This is a genomic window from Salinicola sp. MH3R3-1, from assembly GCF_001937155.1.
Classification (GTDB): domain Bacteria; phylum Pseudomonadota; class Gammaproteobacteria; order Pseudomonadales; family Halomonadaceae; genus Salinicola; species Salinicola halophyticus.
In genome coordinates, this window is record NZ_MSDP01000009.1 from 101,436 (window position 1) to 116,000 (window position 14,565).

The following is a 14,565-nucleotide window of genomic DNA, read 5'->3' on the forward strand; positions in this document are numbered from 1 at the left end:
AAACGACAGGAGAAACGCCATGTACCTCAAGTCTTTTTCCCCGGCCATGAAGGCCCGGCCAACGGTCAAGCTCAAGCCCCTCGCCCTGTTTTTCGCCGCGCTCACCGTCTCCGGTAGCGCCCTGGCCTGGCAACCGGATCGCCCCGTCGAATTCGTGGTGACCTCCGGCGCCGGCGGCGGCACGGATACCTTCGCCCGCACGGTGCAGTCGATCATCGGCAAGCATCAGCTGATGGACAAGTCGGTCATCGTCTCCAACAAGGGCGGCGGTAGCGGTGCCGAGGGTTATGTCTATTCGGCGTCGTCCAAGGATGACCCCTACAAGCTGACGTTCGGCACCAACAACGAGTATCTGCTGCCCGAAGTCGGGGAAATGCCCTATGCCGCCGACGATCTCCAGCCGGTCGCGTCCATGGCCATGGACGAATTTCTGATCTGGGTCAAAGGCGATGCGAAATACGCCAGCGCCAAGGATTTCATCGACGCCGCCAAGCAGAATCCCGGCAAGATGCAGTTCGCCGGCAGCCAGTCCAAGGACACCGATCAGACGTTGGTCAGCATGATCGAGGAAACCACCGGTACCGACTTCCGCTACGTCCCCTTCAACGGCGGCAGTCAGGCGCTGGTGCAGCTGGCCGGCGGCCATGTCGACGCCAACGTCAACAACCCCAACGAGAACCTGGGCCAGTGGCAGGCCGGCATGATCAAGCCGCTGTGCGTGTTCAGCCCGGAACAGCTGCCCAAGGGCGAACCCGTCTATGAAGGCAAGGGCTGGGGCGATATTCCCACCTGTCAGTCCCAGGGGATCGATATCAGCGAGTACCGCATGCCGAGGACCGTCTGGTTGCCGGCCGGCGCCCCCAAGGAAGCGGTGACCTACTACCAGGATCTGTTGAAGAAGGTCAGCGAAACCCCGGAGTGGAAGGACTACGTCACTCGTACGGTGCAGACCAGCCAATTCCTGAGCGGCGATGAGCTCAAGCAGTACATCGATGACAACGCCAGCACCGTCAAGAAAGTCTTCGAGCAGGAAGGCTGGAGCAAGTCCTGAACCGACGACGTTGTCGAGTGGTTGACGTTGCAGGGCAGCTTCGCGCTGCCCTTCTTTTCCAGAAGGAGGGAACCGCATGACCCACAATGGCATTTCCCGTTACAGCATGGAGATCGCCACCGCGCTACTGACCGGCGCCATCGGCTTGGCGATCTGCTACGGCGCCTGGCAGGTCGGCACCGGTTGGACGCCGAGCGGGCCGGACTCAGGCTACTTCCCGTTCTGGATCGGCGTACTGGTCGTCGCCGGGAGCCTCGTCAATCTGCTGCGCACGGTCATCGGCCATCGCCACAAGGACGAAGTCTTCCTGGACGCTGTCCGTCTGCGATCGCTCGCTCGTTTCACGCTGCCGATCATCGGCTTTGCCGTCGTCTCCCTGCTGCTGGGGCTCTATGTCGGCACGACGCTCTACGTGCTGTTCGCGATGCGCCTGCAGGGCCACTACGCCTGGTGGAAATCGCTCGCCAGCGGTATCGCCATCAGCGTCTGCTTCTATCTGCTGTTCGAACTCGTATTCCAGGTGCCGCTATTGAAAGGCCCGCTGGAACACGCGTTCGGCATCTACTAAGCGTCCGTCTTCCGGAGATCGCACCATGAACAATCTCTCGCTGCTGATGGACGGCTTCGCCACCATCCTCACCTGGAATCACCTCATGATCATGGTGATCGGGGTGATGCTGGGCATGCTGGTCGGCGTGCTGCCGGGCCTGGGCGCGCCCAACGGGGTCTCGCTGCTGCTGCCGCTGACCTTCACCATGGATCCAGTCTCGGCCATCATCCTGTTGAGCTGCATGTACTGGGGCGCCCTGTTCGGCGGCTCCACCACCTCGATTCTGTTCAACATTCCCGGCGAGCCCTCGTCGGTGGCCACCACTTTCGACGGCTACCCGATGGCGCGCAACGGCGAAGCGACCCGCGCCCTGACCCTGGCATTCATGTCCGCCGGTCTGGGCGCCCTCGCCGGCGTGGTGATGATCACCCTGCTCGCCAACTGGGTGGCACAGTTCGGGCTCAAGTTTTCGTCGCCGGAATACTTCGCCGTCTACTTTCTGGCGTTCTGCAGCTTTATCGGCATGAGTTCCAGCGCGCCTTCGAAGACGCTGGTCTCGATGATGCTGGGGCTGGCGTTCGCCACCGTGGGCATGGATAGCGTTTCCGGCGGCCTGCGCCTGACTTTTGGCATTCCCGATCTGGTCAAGGGCATCAGCTTCCTGGTCGCGGTCATGGGGCTTTTCGGTATCGCCGAGCTGATGGTGACGACCGAGGAGGGTTTGAGCTTCAACGGTATCAAGAGCCGGATCCGGATCAAGGATATCCTGCGCACCATGGCCGAGCTGCCACGTTATTGGGTCTCGCTGGTGCGCAGCATTCTGATCGGAATCTGGATGGGCATCACCCCCGCCGGGCCGACCGCCGCCTCGTTCATGAGCCATGGCCTCGCCAAGCGCTTTTCCCGACATCCCGAACGGTTCGGCAAAGGCGAGCCCAACGGGATCGTCTCGCCGGAAGCGGCGGACCATTCCGCCGGCACCTCTGCGCTGCTGCCAATGTTGGCACTCGGCGTTCCCGGCTCCGCCACCGCTGCGGTCATGATGGGCGGACTGATGATCTGGGGCCTCACCCCGGGGCCGATGCTGTTCATCACGCGCCCGGATTTCGTCTGGGGCCTGATCGCCAGCATGTATCTGGGTAACGTCGTCGCGGTCATTCTGGTACTGGCGACGGTGCCGCTCTACGCCTCGATCCTGCGGGTGCCCTTCGCCATCATCGGCCCGGTCATCGTCGCGGTGATCTTTACCGGGGTCTATCAGGTCGCCAACTCGACCTTCGATTTCTGGCTGCTGCTGTGCTTCGCCCTGCTCGGCTATCTGTTCAAGAAACTCGACTATCCGGTCGCGCCGCTGGTGCTGACCATGGTGCTGGGTCATCGCGCCGAGGAAGCCTTCCGCCAGTCGATGGTCATGTCCGACGGCTCTTTGACCATCTTCTGGTCCAACTCGCTGGTCACCACGATCATGGGGCTGGGTGCGCTGATGCTGGTATGGCCATTGATCTCCAAGCTGGTCGGACTACGTGGCTGGCGCCAACGGCTGCATCGCCAGAAGCCTGGGGACCACAAGCCCTCCACGCCCGACTCTCGCGCCTGAATCTCGGCCCGCGTTCCATTCGAGGAAATCGTCCATGCATCTTTCCCACTATCTCGATGGCGGCGACCCGATCCGCTGCTGTGTGATCGGCGCCGGTGGGTTCGGTCGCAGCTTCGTGGTTCACGCCCGCCATCTGGCTACCGTCGACGCTCGTATCGTGCTCGATCTCGATCCCGATCTGGCGGCCAAGGCGCTGACCGACGCCGGCATCGAGCCCCGACTGATCCGCCATTGCCGAACGCCGGCAGAAGCCAGGCGCGCCTGGGACGATGGCAACTGGATCGTCGGCGACCGGCTGGAAGCCGTTATCGAACTGCCGCTGGACGTGGTGATCGAAGCCACCGGCCACCCTGAGGCCGGCGCCCGCCATGCCGCCCTCGCCATAGAAGCCGGGCACCATGTTGCCTTGGTGACCAAAGAAGCCGACAGCGTGGTCGGCCCCGGCCTGGCGGCCATGGCGCGTAAGCAGGGTTGCGTGATCAGCCCGGTGGATGGCGATCAGCCGGCACTGGCAATCGGCCTGATCAGTTGGGCCGAGACGGTGGGGCTGGAGATCCTCGCCGCCGGCAAGTCGAGCGAATACGATTTCGTGTTTGACCCGACCATGGAAACCATGACCAGCAACGGCCGCTGTGTCGCCGTTCCCGGCTTCGGGGAGCGCTGGGACCTGCCCGCGGGGCTGGACAACCAAGGCCATCATCAGTGGCTAGCGGATCGCAGCAGAATTGCCGGGGCGCTACCCCAGCATGCGGTGCCGGATTTGTGCGAGATGTCGATCGTCGCCAACGCCACTGGCCTGCTCCCGGATCGCCCGGCGCTGCACTATCCCATCGCGCGTCTCAACGAGATCGCCGAGCTGTTCGTGCCGGTCGCCGACGGCGGGCTGTTGACGCGGACGCCGGCACTGGAAGTCTTCCACTGCCTGCGTCGGCCGGACGAATTCAGCCTCGCGGGTGGCGTATTCGTGGTCGTGCGCGGTCATGATCGCGCCAGCTGGCAGATGCTGGCCGAGAAAGGCCATCTGGTCAGCCGGCGTGGCGACAGCGCGATGCTGCCGCTTCCGCGTCACCTGCTCGGTCTCGAAGCCGCGACCACCCTGTTGGAAATGGTGCGTCGCGGCGTCCCTAGCGGCGTCGCCCAGCCAAGGCCGCACGTCGATCTGATCGCGATGGCCGAAGCGGACCTGGCCGAAGGCACCACGCTCACCGCTCATGGCCACCATCACAGCATCGACCAGGTATCTTCGGCGCTGGTGCCGGCCAGTGCGCTCGGCGACGACGCCCCGCTGCCCTACTATCTTGCTGCCAACCGAGTGTTGATGCGCTCGGTCCGCGCGGGCGAGCCCATTCGTGTGCGTGACGTCGCGATCGATCAAAGCTCATACCTGTGGAAGTTGCGCCAGACTCAGGATGCCCTGTTCTTCGCCCCGGCCATGTCCACCAGCAACATGTCCGCCAGCAACATGTCCGCCAGCAGCATGCCCTCTGGCACCGAGTCTTCTATCTTTAAGCCTTCTATCCCTGACGCTAACGAGAATCCGAGATGACTTCCGACCTTTCCGACTGGCCGATTGCGGCTGCCATGCTGCCTTTCTCCAACCGGCTGGCAGATGGCACTCCGCTCCAGGAGGCCAGCGCCGAGCAATGGCAGCCGCTGTTCCAGGAGATCGCCGAGGCGGGCTTCGATCGTGTCGATCTCTCCGATAACTGCTTTCGCCCCGGCGACCTGTCGAGCGCCCAACTGGACGCCCTCGCCAGCGTGATCAAATCCGCGCGTCTAGTACCCAGTTCGATCTCGGTAGTGCGCTCGAGCGTGATCGACGAGCGCCATGGCAACGACCACCTCGCCTACAGCCATCGCTCGCTGGAGGCCGCGGCCAGGCTCGGTATCGGCACCGTGTCGATCGGCCTGCACCGCCCCCTGACCGAGGCCCAGCAGCGCCAGCTCTGGTTCTGGACGGTCGAAGGCCACCGCGACGATCCCGACGATCCCGACGATCGGGCACAGTGGCAGAAGGCAGTGACTCGTATCCGCGAACTCGGCCAGCACGCCGCCGAGCTGGGCATCGTGCTGTCGCTAGAGATGTACGAAGACACCTACCTCGGCAGCGCCGATTCGGCCGTCGCCATGGTCGAGGAGATCGGATTGCCATCGGTGGGCTTGAATCCGGACATCGGTAACCTGATCCGCCTGCACCGTCCGGTCGAGCCATGGCTCGAGGCTTTCCACAAGGTGCTGCCGTGGTCGAACTTCTGGCACGCCAAAAACTACATGCGCGACGAGGACACCGAGCGGGGGCACTATGTCGCCTTTCCAGCACCGATGGAGAGCGGCCTGATCAATTATCGTCAGGCGATGAAACTTGCCGTCGAAGCCGGCTTTCGCGGCGTGATCTGTCTTGAGCATTACGGCGGCGACGGTCTCAGCGTCTGCGCCGCCAATCAACGCTACCTGCGCGAACGCGTCCTGCCCGCCTGTCGCCATGTCACTCAAGGCTTGAGCCAAGTCAAGCAACCCTCACTGAAATAGCCGGCTGCCGGCGGGGTCGGCCAGTCGCGTGTTGGCACGTCATTCGAGGGTAACTGTTCGAGAAGCTGAGTCAGGAAATGACTGCTGCCGCGAATTGACTTCAGTTATTCGAGTTGTGGCCGCTAATATCAAAGATATTGCCCTCGACCCAGCGGGAACGCCGATATCGTTGAACGATCGAGCCACTTATTTTCCTTACCCGACAGGTGAGCATGACAATCACTGTTTATGGCATCGATCAAACACCTGCTCTGAATCAGCTTGTACGCAGCACCGCGCACTCCGCCGACTGTCCCTGGGGCGTGTTCTACTGGACCAGCGAGTCAAACTGGTCAGCGCTTGCCTGCTTTGGCATGCCGCGTCCCGCAGCACTCGACCCCGATAGCGTGTCGCACCTGCGTAACGCACTCAGCCAGACCGATCTCCTAGCGATCAACGATACCCGCGCCGAAACAGCCCTGATGCTACCGGGGCTGCGACCGCCGGGCGGGCGCGAAATACGCTTTATCGCTGCCGTGCCGGTCAAGGGTCGCCACAACGAGATACTCGGCGCCCTGTTAATTGCCGACCATGAACCGCATGCCGGCTTGAGCGCGGCACAACGCTACGTATTGCACACGCACGCCGTGCAACTGGCGTTTCGGCTCGACGCTCATAACGTGCATGACACGCCCAGTGCGCCTAGCCCGGTGATTTCGGAGCGCCTGCGCCTGCTCGAGTCCGTCGTGGTACACGCCAACGACGCCGTCCTGATCACCGAAGCCGAGCCTATCGAACTTCCCGGCCCGCGCATCGTTTATTGCAATGCAGCCTTTACGAGAACCACCGGCTACAGCGAAGCGGAAGTGCTGGGCAAGACCCCGCGCCTGCTGCAAAACGAGCAAACCAATCGCCAAGCGCTCGACCGCCTCAAGGCAGCGCTTAGAAAGTGGCAGCCCGTCGAGGTGGAACTGCTCAACACACGCCGTGACGGCAGCGAGTTCTGGGTCGAACTCAGCATCGTGCCAGTGGCCGACGAGCGCGGCTGGTTCACACACTGGGTCTCGGTGCAACGCGACATCAGTGAGCGCAAACAGGCCGAAGAAATCAGCAATCAGGCGCGCATTGCTCAAGCTGAAAAACTGGCACTGGAAGCCAAGCTGCTTGAACGTCAGCGCATTGAGGCAACGCTGTCCTACGCAGCGTTTCACGATGATCTGACCAAACTGTACAACCGCGCTTTCGTCATGGATCGGCTCAACAAAGTGCTAAGTCGCAAGCATGGCGGCAAACCACTGCAAGCCACCGTGCTCTTTCTGGATCTGGATCGTTTCAAGCTGGTCAACGACAGCTTGGGGCATCGCGCCGGCGATCTACTGCTCATGGAAGTGGCACGCCGTCTGGAAAGCTGCCTGCGTGGCGGCGATACACTGGCCCGGGTTGGCGGTGACGAGTTCGTGATAGTGGTCGAGGGTGAGGAGCACGATCGGGTGGCAGTCCAATTGGCCCAGGAGATAATCGACCAACTGCAGACGCCGTTCAGACTGAGTGACCAGGATATTTTCACATCCTGCAGTATCGGTATCGTCGGTGTCAGTGAAGAGTACACCACCCCTGAAGAACTGCTGCGTGATGCCGATGTAGCCATGTATGCCGCCAAAGCCCATGGAACCGGAAATTTCACCCCCTTTACCGGTTCGATGCGCACCAACGCCGTTGAGGCTCTGTCGCTGCAAAACGACTTGAAGAATGCCATTGCGCAAAGTGAATTTTCTCTTCACTACCAGCCCATTTACGACTCGCTAACGGGTGCACTCTGGGGTGTCGAATCACTGATTCGCTGGCATCACCCGCAGCGCGGCCTGGTATCGCCCGCTACTTTCATTCCTATCGCCGAAGAGATCGGCGTGATTCGCGAGATTGGTCGCTGGGTCATGGATCAGGCATGTAAACAATTACAAGCTTGGACCCAACAATATCCCGAGCTGGAATTGCACCTGAGCGTGAACGTTTCGGCCCGGGAGCTGAAGCAATATCAATTCATTGCGGAAGTGCAATCCATACTGGAGACCAGCGGCTTCCCGGCGAATCGCCTGCAGATCGAAGTGACCGAAAATGTCTTTCTTCACGATCCGGCGTTAGTCGGGCAAGTACTGGAAAAATTGCGGTCGCTGGACGTGCAGGTTGCGCTCGATGATTTCGGCACCGAGTATTCCTCGCTGGGCTACATCGACAAATACCAGATCGATTCGATCAAGATCGACCGCTCGTTCGTGCTGCGCATGCTGACCCACAGGCGCACGATGGCCATCGTGCAAAGCATTCTCGGCCTGGGGCAGGCGCTGGATGTAAAAATCGTCGCCGAGGGCGTCGAAACCCAAGCACAACTCGATATGCTCAAGGCCATGGGCTGTCCTTATGTACAGGGCTTCCTGCTGGCTCGGCCCATGCCGCCACAAAAAATGGCCAAGTTGTTGCTGACGCTGGCCGAGGGTTATCAAGCCTCGAGTCAGTAACGTTTTCAAACTGGATAAGCGGCTGTGCGCCAATCCGGACTACCGCTCGACGCACGCAGACGACCTTAGACTCGCGTCAATCGGCAGGGCTAGATAAATCACTCTCGCCTCGATGCTTCACGCGTCAGACGATAGCTATGCTCAGAAGCCAAGCTCGACACGAGGCGTCATGAACATCACTCATCTTGAACACGCCATCATCGCCGTCGCCTTTCAGTGCCTGCTGTGGCCGCTCGTCGGCCGTTGGGTGGGCGGTTCGCTGATCGTCGCGGTATTTCTGGGGCGCGAAATCGCTCAACACGAGTACGCCGGGGGCGGCCCCAACCATGTCGCCTATCTCTACGGGCTGTTCCATCACTGGTCGTTGGACTCCAGCTTCGATGTCCTCTCTCCCGCCGTCGCCTGCGCCGTGCTGGCATTGATCGCTCCCGGCAGCCCGGTGTGGCAAACGCTGAAAGGCCGCCGAACGAATTCCGTCAGTCGCAGTCAACCGTGAACAGGCTTTCAGGAGATAACCCATGGGATTACGCTTTCGCCGCATGCTGCGGCTGGCACCAGGGCTGCGGGTTCGGCTCGACAATCATGGCCCGACGCTCTCGATCGGGCCTCGCGGCGCCAATCTGAATTTCAGCCGTCGCGGCATTCATAGCCACGCAGGTATTCCCGGCTCCGGTGTCTACCATCGACAATCACTATGAAGCGGACATCACGAACGGGGAAGGCGGGAAAGAAGAAGCGCTAGCCGGCAGCCGGTCAAAAAAGACCCGGCCCGAAGGCCGGGCAAGTACGCAGGGGATTGTCCCCAGCGCCATTATCGATCGGTTGGCGCGCCACAACAGTTTGATTTGTCTCGTCACTTTGAGGGAGATTCACTCGGATTGGCTATTCGCTCAAGGCAAACTTTAACCCCATATCGACATGCAGCGCAGTCGTGTCATAAAGCGGCAGATCGCAATCCTGCTGCCGCAGTAGCAACGCGATTTCCGTACACCCCAGAATCACACCTTGCGCGCCCTGCGCCTGAAGCCTGGCGACGATCTCTTGATAAACCTGTCGCGACGATTCGTTGATCACGCCGTGGACCAGTTCTTCGAAGATGATTCGATGAACGCTATCCCGATCTTCCCGAGACGGCACCAGGCAGGAAACGCCATGCTCGTCGAGTAACCGACCTCGATAGAAATCCTGCTCCATCGTGAAGCGTGTCCCCAGCAGGCCGACCTGATCGATGCCATCGGCGCGCAATCGTGCCCCGGTGCCATCGGCAATATGGAGAAAAGGAATGTTCAGCGCCGACTCGATCGCACCGGCTACCTTGTGCATGGTATTGGTCGCCAGCAGCAGGCATTCGGCACCCGCGGCTTCGACCTGACGGGCCGCTTGCGCCAGCGCCTCCCCTGCCTGATCCCAATCACCACTCTGCTGCAGCGCCTCGATCTCGGCAAAGTCGACGCTGACCATCGCGATCTTCGCCGAATGATACCCGCCGAGACGGTCGCGCACGCCTTCATTGAGCAGACGGTAATAGCTCTGCGTGGACTCCCAGCTCATGCCGCCCAGCACGCCGATGGTTTTCATTGCGACTCCGATCCTGTTCTCGACTGATTCGGTTTTATCGCATATCGGCGGGAGCAAGCCAACGTAGTGATCCGGAGCCTCCCGGCCGGCGGCCCCCTTGCCCGAGGCGAGTAGTGGTGCATCGAAAGCGAGTAGCCTAGCCGCTCGTCGAAGTAAGCTACGACATCGACGACTAAAGCTTCGAACTGCAGCTGCGAACTGCAGGTTGATAGATAACCGATTCAGACGAGCCGCTGAAAGGCGGCTGGATTGAGAGACGAGGGAGAAATTCCAACCCAGTGGCTATTTTTTCGTGCGGCGCGCCCTACTTAGGCGGCGCTGATCGTATGCACTTCCAGGTTGACCTTCAGCGCCTTGCGCACGGCACCAAGGATGGCCGCCAGGTTATCCATGCCAGGATTACCGGATGAGGACAGCATGCGATGCAAACTCTTGCTGGGTCGTCCAGTCTCTTCGGCTAACGTTTCGAACCCGACCGTGGCGTTTACCAAGTCGCGCAGCATCACTCGGGCGCTGTCCGGCTCGCCATTAAGGAACAGCGTAACCGCCTCATCTAGCATTGCCTTGGCGAATGCCGGGTCTCGCTCCACGCGAGCAGCGATGGTTGTCCTGAAATCACGGGACAGTGCCATATCATTTCCCTCCCTTCTTCGCCTGACGCTTACGCCGCTTGTAGTCCTCGCGTAGCACCTTGGCGTTGTCGATATCGGCCTGTTGGCGTTTCTTCATGCCGCCGCCAAACAGGATGATCAACTCTTCTCCATCTCGCGCCAGATAGATCCGATACCCTGGTCCACAATGCGGTACTCACCGATCCCCTCGAACCATTTGATATTCGAGGTGTTACCCATCGACATACGGTACTCAGCACTGGCCACCTTGGCAGCCGCTTGGACATCGAGCCCTTCGAACCACTCCTAGTAGGGGCTGGATCCATCGTCGCGCAGGAATTCTCGGTGCTCGATCTTCATACTTAATAAAGTAACCTATAAGTTACTATGCGGCATGATAACTCGCTCTCTCAACCGCCCACTTCGGCTTGTAGCCCCACCACACGCTATCGAAAGTCAGCTGCGGATCGTCCGGCTGCCGACGAACGGATGAGATCCACGTGCCCGGTGCCACGTTGTAGCGTGGTGTCGGCGGATCATCGACGCGAAGCTCACCGATCCGGTGAGCGAATCGCGGGTAGGTACTTTAGAGGGAGAAGCGGCTGCACATAAGCTATAGCGTAGACGGAAAAACAGCTTTTCTTTGATGGGCAACGAGTTCCACGCGGCTGCCATAGTCTAGTATGGTATCCATGAGTCCTTGACGCGTCGCTCATTGAAGCGATGAGCAGATAAGCAAGCAGTAGAAAAATAGCCATGCACTACTTATATTAGCCCTCGTCGCTACTGGCTTTTGGACTTTCAATATTGTTTATAAGCTTATTTAATTTTGCTTCAACTCTATCCGCATAGCTCTCATATTTCGAAGCGGACTCGTAGCTTATGGATTCCGATTCAGAATGTACAGCAACGTTACGGAGCTGATATAAAGCCAGTAACATCTTATGTAATTCCGGGTCAATCAAGTCCTTTTCGGCCAACCCCCTTATAATTTTAGAATCAATTCTATAGGAGACACCCTCCTTCTTTGCAAGCATGCGCAACAGTAAAGATATTCTTCTCCAAGACTCAACCACCGCGCCAACAGAGTTACTTGTCCCCCTAGTAGATGAGCCATCCGCATCAGGGTATGAGAGCCGAAAGCGACTCCGATATTTGGCACCATGCCGGTCAGTGTGATGCTTTTTAATAGCAGCCTCGCTATTTTTCTGATTCCTAGCCTTATCATCTTCGGAGGAAAACTCATCAGGTAGATCATCCTTTACAAACTCTGATTTCAGGCCTTCATCATCCGTTAAACCAGTCTCGGCAAATCCAGCATCATCTGTGCATTTGGACTCAGAGCTTTCATCGTATGAAGCTTCTTCCAACTTCAGCTTGAAGTAGGTGTCGTATACGCGAACCTCTGCAAGCCTAGAGAGAAAACGAGCAAGCTCGGGTCTGATAGCGTATAGCACCAGCCCAATCGCAACAGGCCATGCCAAGCTGTTTATGACGTCTACAAGATTATCATCACCTAATGTCAAAAGAAGAACAAAATAGACAGCGCCTCCCCAGAACAGAATTCCAAGCGGAGTTCCCTGCAGAAACCATGAAAAAAAAGATTTAATTTTAAGCTTTTCCATTTTTGTCTCGTTCATTAACAGCATCGAGCTTTTTGACTGGCAGACTATTATAAAGAGCGGAAACTTCCTTTAAGCGAGTAATTCTATCCTGCACAATAAAGTTTAGTAGCTCGAAGGCTTTACCAACCCCATCGCTTAGTTCAGAATCTTGAATCTCACCGGGATGAACCGATTCGTTACCAATAATCCTTATTGCATCTAGGGCCATCTGTACTTCTCTGGGCAGTCCGTCAGATACCAGCTCACCTATCGCTTTATTTATGTTTTTGCTTTTACCTAGAATGGAACACAAAACTTGTAAAGAAAGGCGTAATAGTGCGGCGGCGGCTCTGGGAGAATGTGCGAAAACTTCGCGGGCCTCGTTAAAATATACTTTAGCATCGTTCGGCATATCTTCATGAGCTGCAGGTAGATGTACGACTATCGGATAAAGCATTTTTTTGTGAAACTGCTTAGGAAAATGATATTCGTCAGACCAATAGGAATATTTTTCACAATGCGCACAACGGCACAACCATAGATGTGGAGATCCATCTCCGAACAGGATCTCCCAGCGCATATTTGCGTATGCGCTACATAGAGGACAAGTGAAAGCATTAGCTCGAAATGTAGGTGGGTAAAACATTATTTTGAGACTCCAAGTTCAGAAAACCCTTCCAACCTTCCGCCATGCCTGCCCGATGATCTCCATCCCGCCGAGATCCTCAGGCTTGATCAGCTCCCGCTCGTAAGCCGGATTATCGCTGATCAGTATCCACGCTCCACCGGCGACACGCTGCACGCGCTTTAGTCGTAGCTCATCGCCCATGCGGAGTAGGAAAACGCCGTCGGGAGTGCGCTGGACTCGATTCACCAGCACCTGCTCGCGGTCGCGGATCGTGTCGCCCATGGAACCTTGGATGAACCAAGCCACAATCTGCTCAAAGCCCATGAAAAGCCCGTATCCAGCTTGGCAAGCCGCAACGCTTCGCTAACCATAATGGCACGCGAAAGTCTCGACGGAAACACGATGTCACACTTGAATCTGAATCTACAGAGGACCATCGTCGATCAGATCGACTCTTATTGATGGCGGTTGAGGAACAGCAAGAAGATTGCCAGCTCGCTTTGCGAGGCCGTTTGTCGGCGCTCGAAAAACAAAACCGTGGGCGTCTCGGTGCGAACCGGAGGGTTCTCATATCCTCCCCCTTTTGGCGCCAAATTCCAGGCATAAAAAGCCGGCTACTGAGAGCCGGTTCTTTTCAATTCGTGGCGGAGGTAAAAACAACAGCGGAGGGATTGCTGACGCTTGTCGGCGCTCGAAAACCAAAACCGCGAGCGCCTCGGTGCGAACCGGGGGGTTCTCATCTCCTCCCCCTTCTGGCGCCAAATTCCAGGCATAAAAAAACCGGCTGTTGAAAGCCGGTTCTTTTCAATTCGTGGCGGAGGGGGAGGGATGGGCGTCGCTACGCTCCGCCGCCCGGCGCTACGCGCCTTGGCTCGAACCGGAGGGTTCTCATCCACTCCCCCGCTTTTCGCTTTATCCTAGACATGAAAAAGCCGGCTACTCGAGCCGGCTGATTCAGAATTCGTGGCGGAGGGGGAGGGATTCGAACCCTCGAAGCCTTGCGACTTACACACTTTCCAGGCGTGCTCCTTCGACCACTCGGACACCCCTCCGCATTGTCATCCCGACCGTTTCGGCTGTGCCGCACCGTTCAGAACGGCGCACATAGTAACGAGCTAAGCCTGTGATCGCAAGCCATTTTCTCTTTACCGTCGCCCTTTTACCTCTATGGGCACCACCGAGGCGTCAGGTCCATCGCTCGACGTAGTCATCCGGATTGCGTATCTGCATGCCAGGATAACGACCGCCCGGCTGCCCCAGGTACAGATAGCCGATCAGCTCTTCCTCATCGCCGAGACCAAGACCGTGCCAGACCGTCTTGTCATGTGCGTAGGTGCCGGTGCGCCACATGGCGCCGAGGCCTTGGGCATAGGCGGCGTAGAGCATGGCATGGGCCGCGCAGCCGGCCGAAATGATCTGCTCGACCGGTGGCACCTTGGGCAGGCCCGGCGTGACATTGGCGATCACGGCGATGATCATCGGTGCGCGTTTGGGCTTCTTGCGCGCAGCGTCGAGGTTGCCTTCATCGATATGCGGGTTGGCCTGATAATCGGACTGGGCGAAAAGCTCCCCTAGTCGATCCAGCCCTTCCCCACTGATCTCGATGAAGCGATACGGCGTCATTTCCTTGTGGTCCGGCGCCCGCAGCGCGGCACGATAGAGGGCGTCGAGCTGTTCGGCGGTCGGTGCGGGGCCGGCCAGCTTGCCCATCGAACGGCGCTGATGCAGTAGTTCCAGAGCGTCCATGTTCGGCTTCTCCATCCAGGCACGTGGTTGAACGAATGTTCTTAAAGGAATGCTCTTGACCGAATGCTCTTGACCGAATGCTCTTGACCAAGTGTTGAGCAGAATATCGGATGCGATTGCAGATCGCCCGACTCTACGTCAAAAGCGTTACTGCCGCAGCAGCCGTGCCGGCAGCG

General features: G+C 58.6%; 14 protein-coding genes and 1 tRNA gene. 8 read left to right on the plus strand and 7 right to left on the minus strand.

The window, feature by feature from the left end:
- Window positions 1-19 precede the first annotated feature (19 nt).
- The 8 genes from BTW08_RS07105 to BTW08_RS07140 all read left to right on the plus strand — a co-directional run bounded on the left by BTW08_RS07105 (window position 20) and on the right by BTW08_RS07140 (window position 8,920).
- The gene (locus BTW08_RS07105) at window positions 20-1,051 is read left to right on the plus strand and encodes a tripartite tricarboxylate transporter substrate binding protein (protein ID WP_210403209.1); all 1,032 of its coding nucleotides are present in this window, start codon (window positions 20-22) and stop codon (window positions 1,049-1,051) included.
- Between the two features lie 76 nt (window positions 1,052-1,127).
- The gene (locus BTW08_RS07110) at window positions 1,128-1,619 is read left to right on the plus strand and encodes a tripartite tricarboxylate transporter TctB family protein (protein WP_075561824.1); all 492 of its coding nucleotides are present in this window, start codon (window positions 1,128-1,130) and stop codon (window positions 1,617-1,619) included.
- Between the two features lie 25 nt (window positions 1,620-1,644).
- Window positions 1,645-3,198, plus strand: a complete 1,554-nt coding sequence (locus BTW08_RS07115; RefSeq protein ID WP_075561825.1) for a tripartite tricarboxylate transporter permease — start codon at window positions 1,645-1,647, stop codon at window positions 3,196-3,198.
- A gap of 34 nt (window positions 3,199-3,232) precedes the next feature.
- Window positions 3,233-4,744, plus strand: a complete 1,512-nt coding sequence (locus tag BTW08_RS07120; RefSeq protein ID WP_075561826.1) for a flagellar biosynthesis protein FlgA — start codon at window positions 3,233-3,235, stop codon at window positions 4,742-4,744.
- A complete protein-coding gene (locus BTW08_RS07125; RefSeq protein ID WP_075561827.1) occupies window positions 4,741-5,727 on the plus strand; it encodes a sugar phosphate isomerase/epimerase family protein in 987 nt (328 codons plus the stop codon). Before BTW08_RS07120 ends, BTW08_RS07125 begins: the two co-directional genes overlap by 4 nt.
- 212 nt (window positions 5,728-5,939) lie before the next feature.
- Complete coding sequence (locus tag BTW08_RS07130; RefSeq protein ID WP_075561828.1) at window positions 5,940-8,222, plus strand: EAL domain-containing protein; 2,283 nt, start codon at window positions 5,940-5,942, stop codon at window positions 8,220-8,222.
- A gap of 169 nt (window positions 8,223-8,391) precedes the next feature.
- Window positions 8,392-8,718, plus strand: coding sequence for a hypothetical protein (locus BTW08_RS07135; protein ID WP_075561829.1), 327 nt, complete (start codon window positions 8,392-8,394; stop codon window positions 8,716-8,718).
- Between the two features lie 22 nt (window positions 8,719-8,740).
- Entirely contained in the window at window positions 8,741-8,920 is a 180-nt protein-coding gene (locus BTW08_RS07140) for a DUF4236 domain-containing protein (protein WP_075561830.1), read from the plus strand.
- Window positions 8,921-9,104: 184 nt separating this feature from the next.
- Here BTW08_RS07140 and BTW08_RS07145 read toward each other — a convergent pair whose 3' ends face one another.
- The 7 genes from BTW08_RS07145 to BTW08_RS07180 all read right to left on the minus strand — a co-directional run bounded on the left by BTW08_RS07145 (window position 9,105) and on the right by BTW08_RS07180 (window position 14,389).
- Window positions 9,105-9,800 (minus strand): aspartate/glutamate racemase family protein, encoded by a 696-nt coding sequence (locus BTW08_RS07145; protein WP_075561831.1) that lies wholly within the window; start codon window positions 9,798-9,800, stop codon window positions 9,105-9,107.
- Window positions 9,801-10,108: 308 nt separating this feature from the next.
- Entirely contained in the window at window positions 10,109-10,432 is a 324-nt protein-coding gene (locus tag BTW08_RS07150; protein WP_075561832.1) for a transcriptional regulator, read from the minus strand.
- 749 nt (window positions 10,433-11,181) lie between these two features.
- On the minus strand, window positions 11,182-12,036 hold the full coding sequence (locus BTW08_RS07160) for a hypothetical protein (protein WP_075561833.1): 855 nt from the start codon (window positions 12,034-12,036) through the stop codon (window positions 11,182-11,184).
- The gene (locus BTW08_RS07165) at window positions 12,023-12,595 is read right to left on the minus strand and encodes a DUF4145 domain-containing protein (protein ID WP_168170642.1); all 573 of its coding nucleotides are present in this window, start codon (window positions 12,593-12,595) and stop codon (window positions 12,023-12,025) included. The genes BTW08_RS07160 and BTW08_RS07165 overlap by 14 nt, the downstream gene beginning before the upstream one ends.
- A gap of 84 nt (window positions 12,596-12,679) precedes the next feature.
- Entirely contained in the window at window positions 12,680-12,967 is a 288-nt protein-coding gene (locus tag BTW08_RS07170; RefSeq protein WP_075561835.1) for a S24 family peptidase, read from the minus strand.
- Between the two features lie 640 nt (window positions 12,968-13,607).
- Window positions 13,608-13,695 (minus strand) — tRNA-Ser (locus BTW08_RS07175).
- A gap of 133 nt (window positions 13,696-13,828) precedes the next feature.
- Window positions 13,829-14,389 carry a nitroreductase family protein gene (locus BTW08_RS07180; protein WP_075561836.1) on the minus strand — a complete coding sequence of 187 codons (561 nt, stop codon included), beginning with the start codon at window positions 14,387-14,389 and terminating at the stop codon, window positions 13,829-13,831.
- Window positions 14,390-14,565: the final 176 nt, after the last annotated feature.

Bases quoted from the DNA above. Each gene is read 5' to 3' on its own strand.
- BTW08_RS07105 (WP_210403209.1), top strand. From the start codon at position 20: ATGTACCTCAAGTCTTTTTCCCCGGCCATGAAGGCCCGGCCAACGGTC.
- BTW08_RS07110 (WP_075561824.1), top strand. From the start codon at position 1,128: ATGACCCACAATGGCATTTCCCGTTACAGCATGGAGATCGCCACCGCG.
- BTW08_RS07115 (WP_075561825.1), top strand. From the start codon at position 1,645: ATGAACAATCTCTCGCTGCTGATGGACGGCTTCGCCACCATCCTCACC.
- BTW08_RS07120 (WP_075561826.1), top strand. From the start codon at position 3,233: ATGCATCTTTCCCACTATCTCGATGGCGGCGACCCGATCCGCTGCTGT.
- BTW08_RS07125 (WP_075561827.1), top strand. From the start codon at position 4,741: ATGACTTCCGACCTTTCCGACTGGCCGATTGCGGCTGCCATGCTGCCT.
- BTW08_RS07130 (WP_075561828.1), top strand. From the start codon at position 5,940: ATGACAATCACTGTTTATGGCATCGATCAAACACCTGCTCTGAATCAG.
- BTW08_RS07135 (WP_075561829.1), top strand. From the start codon at position 8,392: ATGAACATCACTCATCTTGAACACGCCATCATCGCCGTCGCCTTTCAG.
- BTW08_RS07140 (WP_075561830.1), top strand. From the start codon at position 8,741: ATGGGATTACGCTTTCGCCGCATGCTGCGGCTGGCACCAGGGCTGCGG.
- BTW08_RS07145 (WP_075561831.1), bottom strand. From the start codon at position 9,800: ATGAAAACCATCGGCGTGCTGGGCGGCATGAGCTGGGAGTCCACGCAG.
- BTW08_RS07150 (WP_075561832.1), bottom strand. From the start codon at position 10,432: ATGGCACTGTCCCGTGATTTCAGGACAACCATCGCTGCTCGCGTGGAG.
- BTW08_RS07160 (WP_075561833.1), bottom strand. From the start codon at position 12,036: ATGGAAAAGCTTAAAATTAAATCTTTTTTTTCATGGTTTCTGCAGGGA.
- BTW08_RS07165 (WP_168170642.1), bottom strand. From the start codon at position 12,595: ATGCGCTGGGAGATCCTGTTCGGAGATGGATCTCCACATCTATGGTTG.
- BTW08_RS07170 (WP_075561835.1), bottom strand. From the start codon at position 12,967: ATGGGCTTTGAGCAGATTGTGGCTTGGTTCATCCAAGGTTCCATGGGC.
- BTW08_RS07180 (WP_075561836.1), bottom strand. From the start codon at position 14,389: ATGGACGCTCTGGAACTACTGCATCAGCGCCGTTCGATGGGCAAGCTG.